Origin of the sequence: Lysinibacillus sp. JK80, from assembly GCF_027557635.1 — a bacterium.
GTDB lineage: Bacteria > Bacillota > Bacilli > Bacillales_A > Planococcaceae > Lysinibacillus > Lysinibacillus capsici.
Map to the genome: position 1 here is coordinate 2,202,347 of NZ_CP058997.1, position 15,080 is coordinate 2,217,426.

A 15,080-nucleotide genomic window follows, 5' to 3' on the forward strand; every position below is an offset into this window, starting at 1 on the left:
TATAACAATAATTAATTAACTATAGCGTACCATAACAGAGATAGTTATTGATATTACTATATTTATATGTAAATGTAAGTAAATGTACTTAATGAACGATATGTTTCTTATTTTCTAAATCTCTTTTTTAAAGAAATATTCGCTATGATACTTTTAGTGAAAGCGATATCAAAGAGAAAATTTAGAAAAGAGGTAGCAAAAAATGAAGTTACTGAAAAATTTGACTGTTCAGGTTATAGTGGCTATCATACTTGGGATTATTGTCGGAGCCATTTTCCCCGAGTTCGGTGCCAGCTTGAAAATCTTAGCAGATTTATTCATCAAATTAATTAAAATGTTAATTGCTCCTATTATTTTCCTAACAGTTGTTATTGGAATCGGCAGTATGGGAGATATGAAAAAGGTCGGGAAAATCGGAGGTAAGGCATTGCTTTACTTCGAAATAGTTTCCACAATTGCATTAGCAATCGGAATTGCTGTTGCTTTAATCGTAAGTCCTGGTACGGGCTTGGATACATCAGGTGCATCTGATGCTGATATTTCAAAATATACAACTGCTGCAGCTGAATCTGAGCAAGGCTTGGGTGCCTTCATTTCTAGTATTATTCCAGAAAATGTAGTTGGTGCATTGGCAACTGGTCAATTATTACCAGTCCTATTCTCTGCTGTTTTATTTGGCTTAGCAGCTGCCTCAATCGGTGCACCCGCAAAACCAGTCATCACATTCTTTGAGCAAGTAGCAGAGATATTCTTCAAGATTGTAAGTATGGTTATGAAAATATCACCAATCGGAGCTTTTGGTGCAATGGCCTATACAATTGGAAATTTTGGTTTAAAATCTTTAGGTAATCTAGGTTTATTAATGGCTGCCGTATATATAACAATGTTTTTATTTGTTGTCTTTATTTTAGGTGCCATTGCAAAGTTCTTTGGATTCAACATCTTTAAATTTATCGCTTATATCAAAGATGAGATTTTCTTAGTAATTGGGACTTCCTCTTCTGAATCAGCTCTGCCATCTATGATGCGGAAGCTTGAGAACTATGGTTGCTCGAAGCAGGTTGTAGGTTTAGTCGTTCCTACCGGGTACTCCTTCAATCTAGATGGGACTTCCATCTACCTGTCCATGGCTGCATTGTTTATCGCACAAGCATATGGAATGGAACTAACTTGGATTCAAATCATTACACTGCTCGGAATTTTAATGATTACTTCTAAAGGTGCAGCAGGTGTAACAGGCTCAGGATTTATTACATTAGCAGCAACTTTGGCTGCCTTCCCAATGATACCAGTGGAAGGAATAGCGCTGTTAATCGGTGTAGATCGCTTTATGTCTGAGGCTCGAGCTGTTACAAATTTAATTGGTAATGGCGTAGCTTGTGTTGTCGTGTCAAAATCTGAAAAAGAGTTTGACACAGCTATGGAAGAACGTGCACTTCAGGGAAAGACCACTATATCTTCCTAACAAAAATGGTAGAAATGATAGCCATCTCTGTTTCACTATACTCATTATCATTCGAGTAAAAGCTATGTCCTTATGGATTGACGCTGACAACAAACAATTAGCTTACACTATCACCCAAAATAAAATGTTTACACTCTAGTAAAAAAGTGAAAGTTAATAGTAAGAGGTGATAGTGAATGAATGATAAAAAACAGGCAAAAACACGTAATACGAATAACCCTGATGTATTGGATACAGATAAAGAAAGCATTTTTGATAAACACGAGGACATGAAAACAGTAGATCCAATACCTGTCGAAGAATTGAATGAAAAAGTGAAAGATGAACAACATAAAACCAAAACTAAGGATTCCTCTGCAACAGATAAGCGCTATCCTTAATGTGATCGCTGCAAAAATGAATAAATATAAAAAGTCGACCTAATTCATAATTATGGGTCGACTTTTTTATATACTATTTGTTAAAGGGGGTAAATCATGAGTAAAATACCAATTATGAAAACGGAAAGGTTACTATTAAGACCAATTACACATGGGGATTTAGAAGCAATGTATGACTACTCTTCCAGTGAAAATGTGGCGCGTTATGTGACATGGCAAGCACACACGAGCTTAGAGGATACAAAGGCTTTTATGGCATTAATTTTTAATGGCTATCAGCAAGGCAATTTGATGTTATGGGGTATTGAATATGCAGGCACAATTATTGGAACGATTGATTTTGTGACGATTAATGACACCCATAAATACGCGGAAATTGGCTATGTGCTTTCTGAGGATTTTTGGAATAAGGGGTACACAACAGAAGCAACAAAAAAACTCATTGACTTCGGTTTTAATGAATTAGATTTAGTACGTATCCAAGCACGATGCTTTGAAGAAAACATTGGCTCACAAAAGGTTATGGAGAAGTCAGGTATGCAGTTTGAAGGGTTATTACGGAAAAGTATGCTTGTTAAGGGACAATACCAAAATGTAAAAATGTACGCTATCACTGATGATGATTATAGGAACTTCTAGAAAATAAAGCCTTGCTACGATTTGCAAGGCTTTATCATTACAACCATCTTTCCAAACAGTATATCTTCTTAGCTGTGGCATCTATCCTTACTCGTTTGCCTATCGCAATTGGATGCATAGGATGTGTATGACAAATATCCACCTCTGCTAATATAGGAATCTTTATTCCATCCAACTGTTCAAGTAGAATATGATATGGCTGTCGACCCGTTCCTAAATCATCGTAGCATTCATGTTTCCCCAAAATAATCCCACTAACTTTGTTAAAGACACCATGCAATTTTAGCATTGCAAAATTCTTTTCAACAACAGCAGCATTTTTTAAGCAGTCCTCCACTAATAAAATATCACCTTCCACAATTTTAGGGAAATACGGCGTACCAATAAATCCATACATGGCATTGGCATTCCCGCCAATTAACCTTCCTTCAGCAACCCCATCCTGAATCGCTAACCATTCATTCTTCTTGAGTTTTTTATCCACTGTCTTCTCTAGCCAATTAACAGGTTCATCCGACCAATAAGAAGGCATTGGAATTTCGTATGGTAATGCTTGAGGCTTAAAGAAATAATGCTCAAAAAATTTGAAGGTATCATTTATCAATGGTTCAAACTCGCCAAAGGAAGGTACGAGGGCTGGACCATAAAAAGTTGAGATTCCCGTCTTTGCATAAAGTGCCAGTAGAACGGCCGTTGCATCTGAATAACCTACGACCAATTTGGGATGTTGACGAAAAGCCTCATAATCAATATAAGGTAGCATACTATTGGCATTGGTGCCCCCTATCGTAGACATAATCATATCCACATTTGGATTACGTAATAACTCATTCAATTCTTCTGCTCTTTCTTTTGGCGAACCTGAACGATAATAATCAGTTTTACCAGTTAGAGAACCTGTCACGATTTGAAAATTTTTATTCTCGAGAAATGCTTTAGCACGTTCATATCGTTCCAAAGCCGTCACCGTTGCTGGGGAGGACGGGGAATAAATGCCGATGTTCATTTTTGAAGTCATACGGTAGTTCCTTTCCCAATCAATAGTTTTGACATGTAGTATTCATTAATATATTGTCCATCTACATACAGCGAAGCCCGCTTCATTCCTTCGATATCAAAGCCCATTTTCTTATACAAAGCAACACCAGCCTCATTATTTTCCATGACGGTTAATTCTAGACGATGTACATCATTCACTATTGCCCAATTTTCTACGTGTTGAAATAAAGCTGTCCCAATTTTTCTTCCTCTATAGTCACTATGTATGCCTATGACAAGATAAGCACGGTGAGCAATTCTTGACGGCTCATTGCCTTGTACAATTAAGTACGCCACAACCTGCTCATCCATTTCAGCTATGAACAAAGCTGAGTGGTGACTATGATATAGCTTATCTATATACTCCCCAAATGGCTTAGGTGCTAAATTGCGCTCACCTGGTCCAAATAACATAAAATTTGATGCCTCTGCATTTGCCATAACAGCTATAATTCGTTCACTGTCATGTCGGGTTGCTTCTCGTATGATCATGTTGAACACGCTCTCCTTCTAAAATATAGTCACCTGAATCCTCAATTCTTTTGTATTTATATGGACCTTGCCACCAAAGTATCTCATCACCCAGTGTTAGTTTTGCTGGAATTCTCAGACTTTTCTTCGTCCCTTCTAGTAGGTTTGAATTTTAGCTACTAGCTTTTCATCCCTAAAATGGAGTGTCTCAGTATCTATGAGTGTGTATGCTTGTAATGTGGGATGATTTTCTATCCAGCGATCAAATGCCCTCCTTCTCTCTTGATCATTATAATGGGGACAATAGGTACCTGATAATAGTCCTAAGCCATTCCATTCCTCAAAATCATCATATGTATTTTCACTATAGCATTTTTCAAACCAACACATTGCCCCAGCACTGATGCCAGCTAATATAATCCCTTTTTGATAAGCTTCCTTTAACAATTTATCAAAACCATATTCTCGCCACTTTTCAAGAAGATAACCTGTATTCCCTCCACCCACATAGATAATATGCTGCGCTAGTACTTTTTCTCGAATGCTTCTATCATGCATATCTTTTTGCAAGATATGGGTTGCATCACAATGATGGAATGCTGTATAAAACTTCTCGATATACCCTTGTGCATCATTACTTGCTGTGGGAATAAAACAAATTTTAACTCGTTCATTTTTCTGAGTTTGTCGTAAAATATACTCATCGATAAATGAAGGGTTCTGCTGAGAAAACCCACCCCCTGATAGGGCAATGATTTGTCTTATCGGTTGATTATTTTTACTTAATTCATAGACAGCTTGTTCCTGCCCAAATCTTTCTAACATTTGTACATTCTTCATTCCTAATTTTTCGAGCAAGCGACATGATGCCTTGTTCGCTGTTTGTGTTTCTGCCACAATAGATTCTATATTCAGATAATTCAAACCATCCTGAATTACCTGCGTTAGCACTTCAAAAGCTAACCCCTTCCCCCAAAACTGAGGTAAAAATTGATAGGAAAGCTCATATAACTCCTTATCATGGTATTCATCGATTGAGACAAGACCTATAAATTCACCTGTCTCCTTTAAAGTAATATATAAATATGTATTAGGGAATGGCGCTTCTAGCATGCCTTTAAAAGATGCTTCTATATAGCTGTTTGATGGAACACCACCGAGATAAGTTCGAACTTGTTTATTAGAGTAGAGTTTTTGTATATCTGTAAAATGCTCTGGTTGTAATTGTTCGATTACACAATTAGTTGACATGATTTTCATTACATCTAGCCCCCTTCTTTATGTCAAAGTTTAATCTAACTCTCTCGATGAAATCAAATATTTTTTCCAATTTTTTCTTAAAAATAGAATAAAAAAGTAGTGACCAGCATGAATTGCTGTATCACTACCTGCATTATTGCCCGTATTGTTCAAGTAATCGTTGCGTGTTGGTCGATTGTTCGAGTACTTTTTTCTCTTTTGCCCAATAAACCAAATATTGTGCATCATCCACACGAAAAACCATTTGCTGTAACTCTTCATCAAGTTCAGAACTAATAGCCACTTTTAATATTTCTACCTCATAAAGAGGCTTATCCTGCATTTTATAAACGATATGATATACAGGCTTTTCTTCAAAAATAGTTCTTTCCTTTTTGGAAAGCTTCCTTACATGACTTAAAGGATATTTCTCAATAAAGTCTTGTGCTTCATCGCCTGTAGCATGAAATAGTGATTGATCTCCTTGGAATAATTCAATGTCGTCAATTTCTGTGGCATGATCTAGAACAAGAGAAATAGCTTCATCTTCACTTTTTTCTCTGTTTTGCATAATAAAAGCACCGACTAATAAAATACCAGCGAATATAACAAGTCTCCATCTGCGTTTCGTCATTTGCTCTTATCCATTCAAGGCCTTTTTAACAAAGCGATTTATATCAACATCAGCGCCTATAACAAGCATAATATCTCCTAATAAAATCTTGTCACTCGCCTGTGGAGATACGATAATATCAGCCCCACGCTTAATTCCTACAATATTGATGCCATATTTAGCGCGAATATCTAAATCCATAATGGAATAGCCAGCAATCGCATCATTAGCCTTTAATTCCATAATGGAGTGTTCATCTGATAGCTCTAAATAATCTAGAACAGTATTCGACAACATATTATTAGCAATACGAATACCCATATCTCGCTCAGGATGGACGACAAAATCTGCGCCAATTTTACGTAAAACCTTTTCATGGTAATCGTTTTGAGCTTTTACTGTAATTTGCTCAACACCAATTTCCTTTAAAATGATTGTTGTTAATATACTTGCTTGAATATCTTCCCCAATTGCTACAATCACGTGCTCAAAATTACGAATACCTAATGAATTCAACACCGATTCATCGGTTGAATCTGCAATAACAGCTTGTGTAGCAATGGAAGCAAACTCATCTACACGCTCTGAAGAATGATCAATTGCCATTACCTGTGCGCCCTGACTCATTAATTCACGAACAATACTGCCTCCAAAACGTCCAAGCCCTATGACTGCAAACTCTTTTTTCATCATAAAAATCCCTCCGAAAACTACTATACCACCATTGTAGCCTATTCTCTGCGATATGTATTGTCAAAACAAGAGCCAATTCGTCAATGGTGGACAACAAAAAAGACGAGGATCTTAATCCCCGTCTTCAACATATCGTTATTATTCAGCGTTACGCATCTCATCTAGCACGCGGTTTACACGCTTTTCTAGCATTTTCATACCACTACCACCAGCTTGCATATGACGCAGCTGACCATCTTTATCGAACACAAAATATGCTGGAACATATTGGTTTTCAAAAGCATCTGTTAGCTTCATTTCACTATCTACAAAGATTGGTTGCACAATATCATGCTCTGCTGCTACTGCTTTAATTGTGTCTAAATCAGTATCTGCCTCAGAACGTGGCATATGTACTGCTACAACGTTTAATTCATCTTTATATTGATCGCGGAAATTGTTCACATCTGGCATTGCTTCTTTACATAAATGACAGCTTACTGACCAGAAGTGGATTAATGTTGGTTTTTTGCCTACTAATTCTGCTTTAGTTACTTCACCATTTAACCAAGTCGTTGCGCCAACTAATTCAGGCATTTGTTCACGAAGTTTCATAAAAATCCTCCTCTAAAAGATCGTTTGTCTTCAAATATTTAGATAACGGTATAAAAACTCTTTCCCAAAACAAAAATTCAGTTAAAAGTCCCCACAAGCTTGTCGTGGGGACTTTTAATTTTTCGCATAATGATTCGACTCTATTTAGATTATAGAGTTGCTTGGCCTGGACGCCAGTTAGCTGGGCAAAGACCACCAGTTTGTAGTGCTTGAAGTACACGTAGTGTTTCATCAACATCACGGCCGATGTTGTTATCAAACACTGTTTGGTATTTTAATTCGCCTTCTGGGTTGATGATGAACAAACCACGTAATGCGATACCTTCTTCTTCAATTAATACACCATATTCTTTAGATACTTGATGGTTTGTATCAGCAGCTAATGGGTATTTTAATTCACCAAGACCATTTTGCGTACGGTCTGTGTTAATCCATGCTAAGTGTGTGTGGATTGTGTCAGTAGAAACACCGATTACTTCTGCATCTAAGTCTTCGAACTCGTCATAACGATCGCTCATTGCAGTGATTTCAGTTGGACATACAAATGTAAAGTCCATTGGATAGAAGAAAAGAACTGTCCATTTATCTTGTGCTTTAATATCTTCTAATGATACTTTACCAAACGATTTGTCTGAAAGTACTGCTTCCATTGTAAAGTCAGGTGCTTGTTTACCTACCATGCGTTCTGCCATAATAAATCCCTCCGAATAAATATGTAGTTTATATATTCCATTCGCACTAGCGAACTCGTCTTCTACGATAGCAGAGTAACCGCAGTTTTTCAAACAAGTAAACTCCGCCCGTTTGGATGATTAAAATGGATTGACAAAAATTCGTCAAATCCATAACTGGAATTATTGCTATTGTCTATCTACAAGCTATTTTTGACAATAATATTCTACTCTATTCAAAATTTTTCTCACTTTCATTTATACCCTATTTTTTAACTTTTTACAGCTATTTTTTTCACGAAAAACGATTGCAAATTTTTTATTATTATGTATAATTGTAATGGTTTTAGTAAACTAAAAGTTTCGTTAAAGTAAACTTCATATTTCGAAAGTTTATCATTGCTAAACTTCTCTTAGGAGGGAAAAGATGCAAATAGGAGCAAAAATTAAAGCGCTTCGTTTAAAAAAAGGTCTTACCCAAGAGGAACTTGGAGAACGTACAGATTTAAGCAAAGGTTATATTTCCCAATTAGAACGTGATCTAAACTCACCTTCAATTGAAACATTATTTTCAATCTTAGAAGTATTAGGGTCAAGACCCAAAGACTTTTTTGATGATGAATCACCTGAACAGAAGGTTGTTTATACAGAGGAAGACCAATCTACCTATACAGATGAAGAAAAAAAATATGAAATTCAATGGCTGATTCCTACTTCGAATGAAAAAGAGATGGAACCCATTTTCTTAACCTTTGCAGCAGATGGCGAGTTTAAACAGTTTGAGCCTTCGCTTTCTGAAACATTTATTTATGTTGTTAAAGGGCGTATTCGTCTCGTTTTAGGGAATGAACAGTATATCGCAAGTGAAGGTAACGCACTTTATTATGACGCGACAGACCATCATCAGATTTTTAATGCACATGATGATGAAACAAAAATTTTACTTGTCGCAACAGATTCTTATTTATAGCTTAAGGAGGCGCATCCATGACAACCAATTCAATTATCCGCTTTGAAAATGTTTCAAAGTCATATAGCGACGGTACCGTCGTTTTAAAAAATATCAATTTGGAGCTTGAAAAAGGGAAATTTTATACACTGCTTGGTCCATCAGGTTGTGGTAAAACAACCATTTTACGAATTATTGCAGGATTTACGGAACCTACAACAGGAAATATATTTTTCCATGATAAAAAGATTAATGCCGTTCCTGCCAATGAACGTCAAGTTAATACTGTTTTTCAGGATTATGCGCTGTTCCCTCATTTAAATGTATTTGAAAATGTCGCATTTGGCCTACGTATTAAAAAGCTTCCTGAAAAGGACATAAAAGAGCGTGTAGCTGAAGCCTTAAAATTTGTCAATTTGGCAGGCTATGGTAACCGCGAAATATCTGAAATGTCTGGTGGACAACGACAACGAGTCGCGATTGCACGTGCCATTGTCAATGACCCTGAAGTAATTTTACTGGATGAGCCACTTTCAGCTTTAGACTTAAAGCTACGTACAGAAATGCAATATGAGCTACGTGAATTACAGCAACGTCTTGGTAAAACATTTGTCTTTGTTACACATGATCAAGAAGAAGCACTTGCCATGAGTGATGAAATTTTTGTCTTAAGTGAAGGACAAATTCAGCAGTCAGGTACACCAGTGGATATTTATGATGAACCGATTAACCGCTTTGTTGCTGACTTTATTGGTGAATCCAATATTGTACCCGGCGTGATGATTGAGGATTTCAAGGTTGAATTTGCTGGCAAAGTTTTTAAATGTGTCGACCAAGGGATGAAGCCAAATGAAAAAATAGACATTGTCATTCGACCAGAAGATTTAGAAATGACAACGATCGATAAAGGCAAACTTGTGGTAAAAGTGGATACACAATTATTCCGAGGGGTACATTATGAATTATCCACATACGATAAAGATGGTAATGAGTGGCTAGTCCATTCATTGAAGAAAGCAGAAGTAGGGACTGAGATTGGCTTAGACTTTGATCCTGAGGCGATTCACGTAATGCGCTTAAACGAAACAGAGGAAGAGTTTGATAAACGATTAGAATCGTATGGAGACGATGAAGATGCAAACTAAAACATCAAAATCAGCGTTATTTCCATATGTGTTATGGATTGCCTTTTTCGTTATCGCGCCAATTGCACTCGTTGTCTATTATTCCCTGCTTGATTTACATGGCAACTTTACGCTCGATAACTATAAAGCGTTCTTTTCTTCTGTTTACTTAAAGATGACTTTGAGCTCGTTTTGGTATGCATTTTTAATTACATTCTTTACACTATTAATTTCATACCCAACTGCTTATTTTTTAACGAAGACAAAGCATAAACAACTTTGGCTTCTACTTATTATTATTCCTTCATGGATTAATCTTTTGTTAAAAACATATGCCTTTATCGGCATCTTTGGGTTATACGGGCCTATTAATGCATTTATCGAAGTATTTGGCTTCGATCCAAAGCAAATGCTCTTTACCGATATTAGCTTTGTCTTTGTGTCGGTCTATATTTTTATTCCATTTATGATTTTACCGATCTTCAATTCTTTAGATCGTTTAAACCCAACTCTCATTTATGCAGCACGGGATTTGGGTGCTTCGGCTTTTACAACCTTCCGTCGTGTTGTTTTACCATTGACAATGGATGGCGTTAAATCTGGTATTCAAGTTGTCTTTATCCCTGCCCTATCCCTGTTCATGATTACTCGCTTAATTGCAGGGAACCGTGTCATTACTCTAGGCACAGCGATTGAACAGCAATTCCTTGTGACGCAAAACTGGGGTATGGGCTCCACTATTGCTGTATTCTTAATTTTATTCATGGTTATTATCATGCTAATTACGGGACAAAAGGATAAAGGAGGTCGCGTACGATGAACAAACTATCTGCTTCAGCCAAAGTCTATTTAACAATTGTTTTTATCGTTCTCTATGCTCCAATTTTCTATTTAATCTTTTACTCGTTTAATAGTGGCGGCTCCATGAATAATTTTGAATCCTTTACTTTGGAGCATTATCAAGCTGTTTTTGAAGATTCGCGTCTTCTTGTTATATTAATAAATACGGTCATCGTGGCATTACTTTCTGCTCTCATTTCTACTATTATTGGTACGCTAGGAGCAATTGGAATTGTGACGGTTAAGGATTCTAAAATGCGTAATACTTTATTATCTTTAAACAATGTCTTAATCGTCAGCCCAGACGTAATTATCGGGGCTAGCTTCTTAATTTTATTTACAATGGTAGGCATTAAACTGGGCTTTGCATCTGTTTTATTAGCCCATGTTGCATTTAGTGTACCGATTGTTGTATTAATGGTTTTACCAAAACTACTAGAAATGAATAACTCATTAATCGATGCAGCATTAGATTTAGGGGCAACGAAAAAGGACGTTATGATGCGTGTCATTCTTCCTTATATTCAGCCAGGTATTTTTGCAGGCTTCTTCCTTGCCCTTACGTATTCATTAGATGATTTTGCCGTGACATTCTTTGTAACAGGTAATGGCTTTAGTACTTTATCCGTAGAAATTTATTCAATGGCCCGCGCAGGAATTTCTCTAACGGTGAATGCAATTTCTGGATTAGTATTCTTTGTTACGGTTTTAGTTGTTGTTGGTTATTATTTCATGACAAGTCGTACGAGTAAAAGAATGGAGGGGCATCGATGAAGTCACTAATTCAAGCTACCATCGCCATCCTTGTCGTTTCAGCCCTTTTATTCTATGCGGCTGATGCCTTAAGTGCGGGAGGCGGTAAAAGTGGAAAAGACACGTTAACCATCTTTAACTGGGGAGAATATATTGATCCTGATTTGTTAAAAGAATTTGAAAAAGAAACAGGCATTCATGTCATCTATGAAACATTCGATTCCAATGAAGCTATGATGACAAAGATTCAGCAAGGCGGAACAGCTTACGATATTGCTGTCCCTTCTGAATATATGATTGAGAAGATGAAGGAAGAAAAATTATTAATTCCTTTAGATAAAACGAAAATCCCTAATTTAAAAAATATTGATCCTTACTTTTTAGATTTACCATTCGATGCTAACAATAAATATTCTGTCCCTTATTTTTGGGGAACAGTAGGTATTGTCTACAATCCGAGCCTTGTTGGAGACTTAGACTTCTCCTCTTGGGACGATTTATGGGACCCTTCTTTAAAGCGAAAAGTCTTTTTAGTAGATGGTGCGCGTGAAGTCATTGGGATGGGCTTAAACAGTCTTGGCTATTCTCTGAATTCACTAGATGATCAGGAACTTCGTGAAGCTACTGACAAATTAATTACACTTGCACCAAACGTTAAAGCGATCATTGGAGATGAAATCACACCGTTAATGATCAATAATGAGGCAACTGTTGCCCTTACATGGTCTGGCCAAGCAGCTGATATGATGTATGAAAATGAAGAGTTAGACTTTGCTGTACCTGAGGAAGGCTCAAACTTATGGTTTGATAATATGGTCATCCCAAAAACATCAAAAAATATTGATGGTGCCCACGCCTTTATTAACTTCATGCTAAGTGCTGAATCAGGTGCTCAAAATGCTGATTTTGTAGGCTATTCTACTCCTAATATTGCCGCTATGGACTTAATGGACGAAGAAGTTGTTTCTGACGAACGCTACTATCCTTCTGAAGAACAACGCGATACATTAGAGGTCTACAAAAATTTAGGACCTGATTATTTAGGGAAATACAACGAATTATTTTTAGAATTTAAAATGAGTATCAGATAAGTTAAACTAGCTAATTGGTTTTCACACCAATTCGCTAGTTTTTTTCTCTGCTTATCTAACTGTTATTAAACTAAGAACATTTTCAATCGACTATTTGCATTATTATATTTATAAAATATTTTATCTAAATTTTAATAGATTCTCACATTAGTGTATTTTTGATAGTCCATAACTTCTAACGCTCAACATCGCTACAATTTATAGCCATGCTTTATACCATTACAGACAGACTCTCCAAATTTTTAATTCTCCCTTTATAAGAGAAGTCCCTCAATTGTTGTTGCTTTACTAATTTATCCTCCCATAGCTTCTTTTCCCTCAACTTTTATGACTAAAATGTATTATTTCATCATGCATAGGTGCGTGGATAAAAACTTTTGTGGAAAACCATTCTAAATATAGAACCAGTACTATAATCTTAACTATTAGCCAAGCAATAATTCTTTATGATAGACTGTACTATATTTGATTACAAAAAGGGGGTTCATTCGATGACCCAGCAGAAGTCCAATAAGGCGGCTTTGTATATTTTAATGTTTAATATGTTTATCGCAATGGGGAGTATTGGCATTATTATTCCTGTCATGCCAGAGTATTTAAAAATATTTGGTGCAGCAGGACAAGTTCTAGGTATGCTAATCGCAACGTTCGCCTTAGCTCAATTCGTATTTTCTCCTATTGCTGGGAATCTTTCAGATCAGTACGGACGAAAAAATTTAATTATTTTCGGTCTTATCGTAACAGGTCTTGCACAAATCGGATTTGGCCTTGCTACAGATGTATGGATGCTCTTTTTAGCACGATTTTTAGGTGGTCTAGGTTCCGCATTTGTTGCACCTCCTATTATGGCTTTTGTCGCTGACGTCACAACCTATGAAGAACGTGGGAAAGGTATGGGGATGTTGGGTGCCGCTATGTCTCTTGGCTTTATGATTGGACCTGGTATTGGTGGCTTTTTAGCAAAGGTAAGCTTACATTTCCCATTTTTCACAGCTGGAGCTGCAGCCATTGTAGCATCTATTTTATCTTACTTTTTATTACCTTCTACCAAACCAAACACTGCTCAACAGAAACAAAAGCAAGACAATCTGGCGAAGCAAATGGCTCGTTCCATACATATGCCTTATTTTGTTATGCTCATAATTATGCTGGTGTTCTCGTTTGGAATTGCAAATTTCCAAACGACATTGTCATTATTTGTGACAGAAAAGTTTAATTACACACCTGTAGATATAGCGATTATATTAGTTGTTGGTGGTGCTTTTGGAGTAGTAGTACAAATGTTTATTATTACACCACTGTTCAATCGTTATGGTGAAATGAAAGTAGTACTAGTAAATTTATTTATTGCATCCGTTGCTATTTTCTTAATATTATTTGTTTCTGGCTTTGCCCTTATTTTAGTTGTAGCAACAATTTTCTCTACAGCAACGACATTAATTCGTCCAGCTGTTAATACACTCATCTCAAAGCTTGCAGAGAAAGAGCAGGGATTTGCTGCGGGCTTGAATAATGCCTATATGAGCCTCGGAAATATGATTGGACCCGCTTTGGCAGGTTTATTATTTGACTGGAATATGAATAGCCCATATATTTTCGGTTCTATCATATTATTAGCCTGTTTCTTCCTTGCGCTCATCTGGACAGTGAAAAAAGCACCTCATTTAATGCATCCCGATACAAAATAGTCTGAAAAATCATTGACTATTTTTAGCAGTATGTTACATTATTGTTGATTCACAAAATTGAATGATTTTAACCACTAGGGGAGTCTTTAAAAGGCTGAGACGTATATGGTAATATACGGACCCTTTGAACCTGATCTAGTTCACACTAGCGGAGGGAAGTGGCGCTACTTGCTGTTGTCACTATATACACGTAAGGCCGCTTCCTATTGTTTAAAGGGGGTGGCCTTTTTATTTTTCCTCACGAACTTTACCAAAAGGAGTGAACTTTATGTCAATTCGTAAATTAACAGTCATGGCTTTATTAGTAGCCGTTGCTGTTGCAGGCTCTACTTTCGTATCCATCCCAACAGGAATCGCACGTGCTTACCCAGTTCAGCATGCTATTAATGTGATAGGAGCCATTATACTTGGACCCGTACCAACAGTTATAGTTGCCTTTGTCACTGCCATCATTCGTATCCTTACTGGAACAGGCTCTCTACTAGCTATCCCTGGTAGTATCATCGGTGCGTTCTGTGCTGCCCTTGCCTATAAATATAGCAATAAAATGTGGTTAGCTGGTATCGGAGAAGTTATCGGAACGGGCATTCTGGCTTCACTTATTGCAGTCCCTTTTGCAAAATTATTCATGGGAACATCTGTAGCAGCATTCTTCTTCCTACCAGCCTTTTTAACATCAAGTACGATCGGTGCTATTTTAGGTGTAATGGTTGCGAGTAGCTTGCGTAAAACAGAGCTAGTAAAGAGGTTTAATTCTTCTCTTTATTGAGAGAGATTGAATTATGAGCATTCATTGAGCTGGGGTAGTCCAATTTGGATCGCTTTTTTTCTC

Annotated in this window: 17 protein-coding genes and 1 riboswitch; of the genes, 10 read left to right on the forward strand and 7 right to left on the reverse strand. The window is 36.8% G+C overall.

The window, feature by feature from the left end; all coding sequences use genetic code 11:
- Positions 1-202 precede the first annotated feature (202 nt).
- The 3 genes from HXV90_RS11465 (at position 203) to HXV90_RS11475 (ending at position 2,484) form a co-directional block, all read left to right on the forward strand.
- Positions 203-1,465, forward strand: a complete 1,263-nt coding sequence (locus HXV90_RS11465) for a dicarboxylate/amino acid:cation symporter (protein WP_048391960.1) — start codon at positions 203-205, stop codon at positions 1,463-1,465.
- 176 nt (positions 1,466-1,641) lie between these two features.
- Positions 1,642-1,845 carry a hypothetical protein gene (locus HXV90_RS11470; RefSeq protein WP_004224696.1) on the forward strand — a complete coding sequence of 68 codons (204 nt, stop codon included), beginning with the start codon at positions 1,642-1,644 and terminating at the stop codon, positions 1,843-1,845.
- Between the two features lie 96 nt (positions 1,846-1,941).
- A complete protein-coding gene (locus HXV90_RS11475) occupies positions 1,942-2,484 on the forward strand; it encodes a GNAT family N-acetyltransferase (protein ID WP_269898974.1) in 543 nt (180 codons plus the stop codon).
- 37 nt (positions 2,485-2,521) lie between these two features.
- Here the strand turns inward: HXV90_RS11475 and HXV90_RS11480 are convergent, their stop codons facing one another.
- From HXV90_RS11480 to HXV90_RS11510, 7 genes are all read right to left on the reverse strand, one after another.
- Positions 2,522-3,502: a S66 family peptidase gene (locus HXV90_RS11480; protein ID WP_269898975.1), complete on the reverse strand. Its 981-nt coding sequence runs from the start codon at positions 3,500-3,502 to the stop codon at positions 2,522-2,524.
- Positions 3,499-4,014: a GNAT family N-acetyltransferase gene (locus HXV90_RS11485; RefSeq protein WP_269898976.1), complete on the reverse strand. Its 516-nt coding sequence runs from the start codon at positions 4,012-4,014 to the stop codon at positions 3,499-3,501. The genes HXV90_RS11480 and HXV90_RS11485 overlap by 4 nt, the downstream gene beginning before the upstream one ends.
- 135 nt (positions 4,015-4,149) lie before the next feature.
- Complete coding sequence (locus HXV90_RS11490) at positions 4,150-5,253, reverse strand: GNAT family N-acetyltransferase (RefSeq protein WP_269898977.1); 1,104 nt, start codon at positions 5,251-5,253, stop codon at positions 4,150-4,152.
- A gap of 133 nt (positions 5,254-5,386) precedes the next feature.
- Complete coding sequence (locus HXV90_RS11495) at positions 5,387-5,866, reverse strand: hypothetical protein (RefSeq protein ID WP_131521679.1); 480 nt, start codon at positions 5,864-5,866, stop codon at positions 5,387-5,389.
- A 6-nt stretch (positions 5,867-5,872) separates the two neighbouring features.
- Positions 5,873-6,535 (reverse strand): potassium channel family protein, encoded by a 663-nt coding sequence (locus HXV90_RS11500; protein WP_004224679.1) that lies wholly within the window; start codon positions 6,533-6,535, stop codon positions 5,873-5,875.
- 141 nt (positions 6,536-6,676) lie between these two features.
- Positions 6,677-7,132, reverse strand: coding sequence for a TlpA family protein disulfide reductase (locus tag HXV90_RS11505; protein ID WP_004224678.1), 456 nt, complete (start codon positions 7,130-7,132; stop codon positions 6,677-6,679).
- Positions 7,133-7,281: 149 nt separating this feature from the next.
- Entirely contained in the window at positions 7,282-7,824 is a 543-nt protein-coding gene (locus HXV90_RS11510) for a peroxiredoxin (RefSeq protein ID WP_004224676.1), read from the reverse strand.
- A 406-nt stretch (positions 7,825-8,230) separates the two neighbouring features.
- Between HXV90_RS11510 and HXV90_RS11515 the strand changes: the two genes are divergently transcribed.
- The 7 genes from HXV90_RS11515 to thiW all read left to right on the forward strand — a co-directional run bounded on the left by HXV90_RS11515 (position 8,231) and on the right by thiW (position 15,017).
- Positions 8,231-8,773, forward strand: a complete 543-nt coding sequence (locus HXV90_RS11515) for a helix-turn-helix domain-containing protein (RefSeq protein ID WP_004224674.1) — start codon at positions 8,231-8,233, stop codon at positions 8,771-8,773.
- Between the two features lie 17 nt (positions 8,774-8,790).
- The gene (locus tag HXV90_RS11520) at positions 8,791-9,897 is read left to right on the forward strand and encodes an ABC transporter ATP-binding protein (protein WP_269898978.1); all 1,107 of its coding nucleotides are present in this window, start codon (positions 8,791-8,793) and stop codon (positions 9,895-9,897) included.
- A complete protein-coding gene (locus HXV90_RS11525) occupies positions 9,887-10,696 on the forward strand; it encodes an ABC transporter permease (protein ID WP_048391965.1) in 810 nt (269 codons plus the stop codon). Before HXV90_RS11520 ends, HXV90_RS11525 begins: the two co-directional genes overlap by 11 nt.
- Positions 10,693-11,490 (forward strand): ABC transporter permease, encoded by a 798-nt coding sequence (locus HXV90_RS11530; RefSeq protein ID WP_048391966.1) that lies wholly within the window; start codon positions 10,693-10,695, stop codon positions 11,488-11,490. Before HXV90_RS11525 ends, HXV90_RS11530 begins: the two co-directional genes overlap by 4 nt.
- Positions 11,487-12,560 (forward strand): ABC transporter substrate-binding protein, encoded by a 1,074-nt coding sequence (locus HXV90_RS11535; protein ID WP_054549818.1) that lies wholly within the window; start codon positions 11,487-11,489, stop codon positions 12,558-12,560. Before HXV90_RS11530 ends, HXV90_RS11535 begins: the two co-directional genes overlap by 4 nt.
- Before the next feature lie 491 nt (positions 12,561-13,051).
- Positions 13,052-14,248, forward strand: a complete 1,197-nt coding sequence (locus HXV90_RS11540; RefSeq protein ID WP_048391968.1) for an MFS transporter — start codon at positions 13,052-13,054, stop codon at positions 14,246-14,248.
- 66 nt (positions 14,249-14,314) lie between these two features.
- Positions 14,315-14,422: riboswitch (TPP riboswitch) on the forward strand.
- Positions 14,423-14,516: 94 nt separating this feature from the next.
- Positions 14,517-15,017 (forward strand): energy coupling factor transporter S component ThiW, encoded by a 501-nt coding sequence (gene thiW, locus HXV90_RS11545; protein ID WP_269898979.1) that lies wholly within the window; start codon positions 14,517-14,519, stop codon positions 15,015-15,017.
- Positions 15,018-15,080: the final 63 nt, after the last annotated feature.

What these genes read in the sequence shown, in the direction of transcription:
- HXV90_RS11530 (WP_048391966.1), top strand. Translation starts at nt 10,693, where the DNA reads ATGAACAAACTATCTGCTTCAGCCAAAGTCTATTTAACAATTGTTTTT.
- HXV90_RS11480 (WP_269898975.1), bottom strand. Translation starts at nt 3,502, where the DNA reads ATGACTTCAAAAATGAACATCGGCATTTATTCCCCGTCCTCCCCAGCA.
- HXV90_RS11525 (WP_048391965.1), top strand. Translation starts at nt 9,887, where the DNA reads ATGCAAACTAAAACATCAAAATCAGCGTTATTTCCATATGTGTTATGG.
- HXV90_RS11515 (WP_004224674.1), top strand. Translation starts at nt 8,231, where the DNA reads ATGCAAATAGGAGCAAAAATTAAAGCGCTTCGTTTAAAAAAAGGTCTT.
- HXV90_RS11495 (WP_131521679.1), bottom strand. Translation starts at nt 5,866, where the DNA reads ATGACGAAACGCAGATGGAGACTTGTTATATTCGCTGGTATTTTATTA.
- HXV90_RS11510 (WP_004224676.1), bottom strand. Translation starts at nt 7,824, where the DNA reads ATGGCAGAACGCATGGTAGGTAAACAAGCACCTGACTTTACAATGGAA.
- thiW (WP_269898979.1), top strand. Translation starts at nt 14,517, where the DNA reads ATGTCAATTCGTAAATTAACAGTCATGGCTTTATTAGTAGCCGTTGCT.
- HXV90_RS11540 (WP_048391968.1), top strand. Translation starts at nt 13,052, where the DNA reads ATGACCCAGCAGAAGTCCAATAAGGCGGCTTTGTATATTTTAATGTTT.
- HXV90_RS11475 (WP_269898974.1), top strand. Translation starts at nt 1,942, where the DNA reads ATGAGTAAAATACCAATTATGAAAACGGAAAGGTTACTATTAAGACCA.
- HXV90_RS11500 (WP_004224679.1), bottom strand. Translation starts at nt 6,535, where the DNA reads ATGAAAAAAGAGTTTGCAGTCATAGGGCTTGGACGTTTTGGAGGCAGT.
- HXV90_RS11465 (WP_048391960.1), top strand. Translation starts at nt 203, where the DNA reads ATGAAGTTACTGAAAAATTTGACTGTTCAGGTTATAGTGGCTATCATA.
- HXV90_RS11520 (WP_269898978.1), top strand. Translation starts at nt 8,791, where the DNA reads ATGACAACCAATTCAATTATCCGCTTTGAAAATGTTTCAAAGTCATAT.
- HXV90_RS11490 (WP_269898977.1), bottom strand. Translation starts at nt 5,253, where the DNA reads ATGAAAATCATGTCAACTAATTGTGTAATCGAACAATTACAACCAGAG.
- HXV90_RS11485 (WP_269898976.1), bottom strand. Translation starts at nt 4,014, where the DNA reads ATGATCATACGAGAAGCAACCCGACATGACAGTGAACGAATTATAGCT.
- HXV90_RS11505 (WP_004224678.1), bottom strand. Translation starts at nt 7,132, where the DNA reads ATGAAACTTCGTGAACAAATGCCTGAATTAGTTGGCGCAACGACTTGG.
- HXV90_RS11535 (WP_054549818.1), top strand. Translation starts at nt 11,487, where the DNA reads ATGAAGTCACTAATTCAAGCTACCATCGCCATCCTTGTCGTTTCAGCC.
- HXV90_RS11470 (WP_004224696.1), top strand. Translation starts at nt 1,642, where the DNA reads ATGAATGATAAAAAACAGGCAAAAACACGTAATACGAATAACCCTGAT.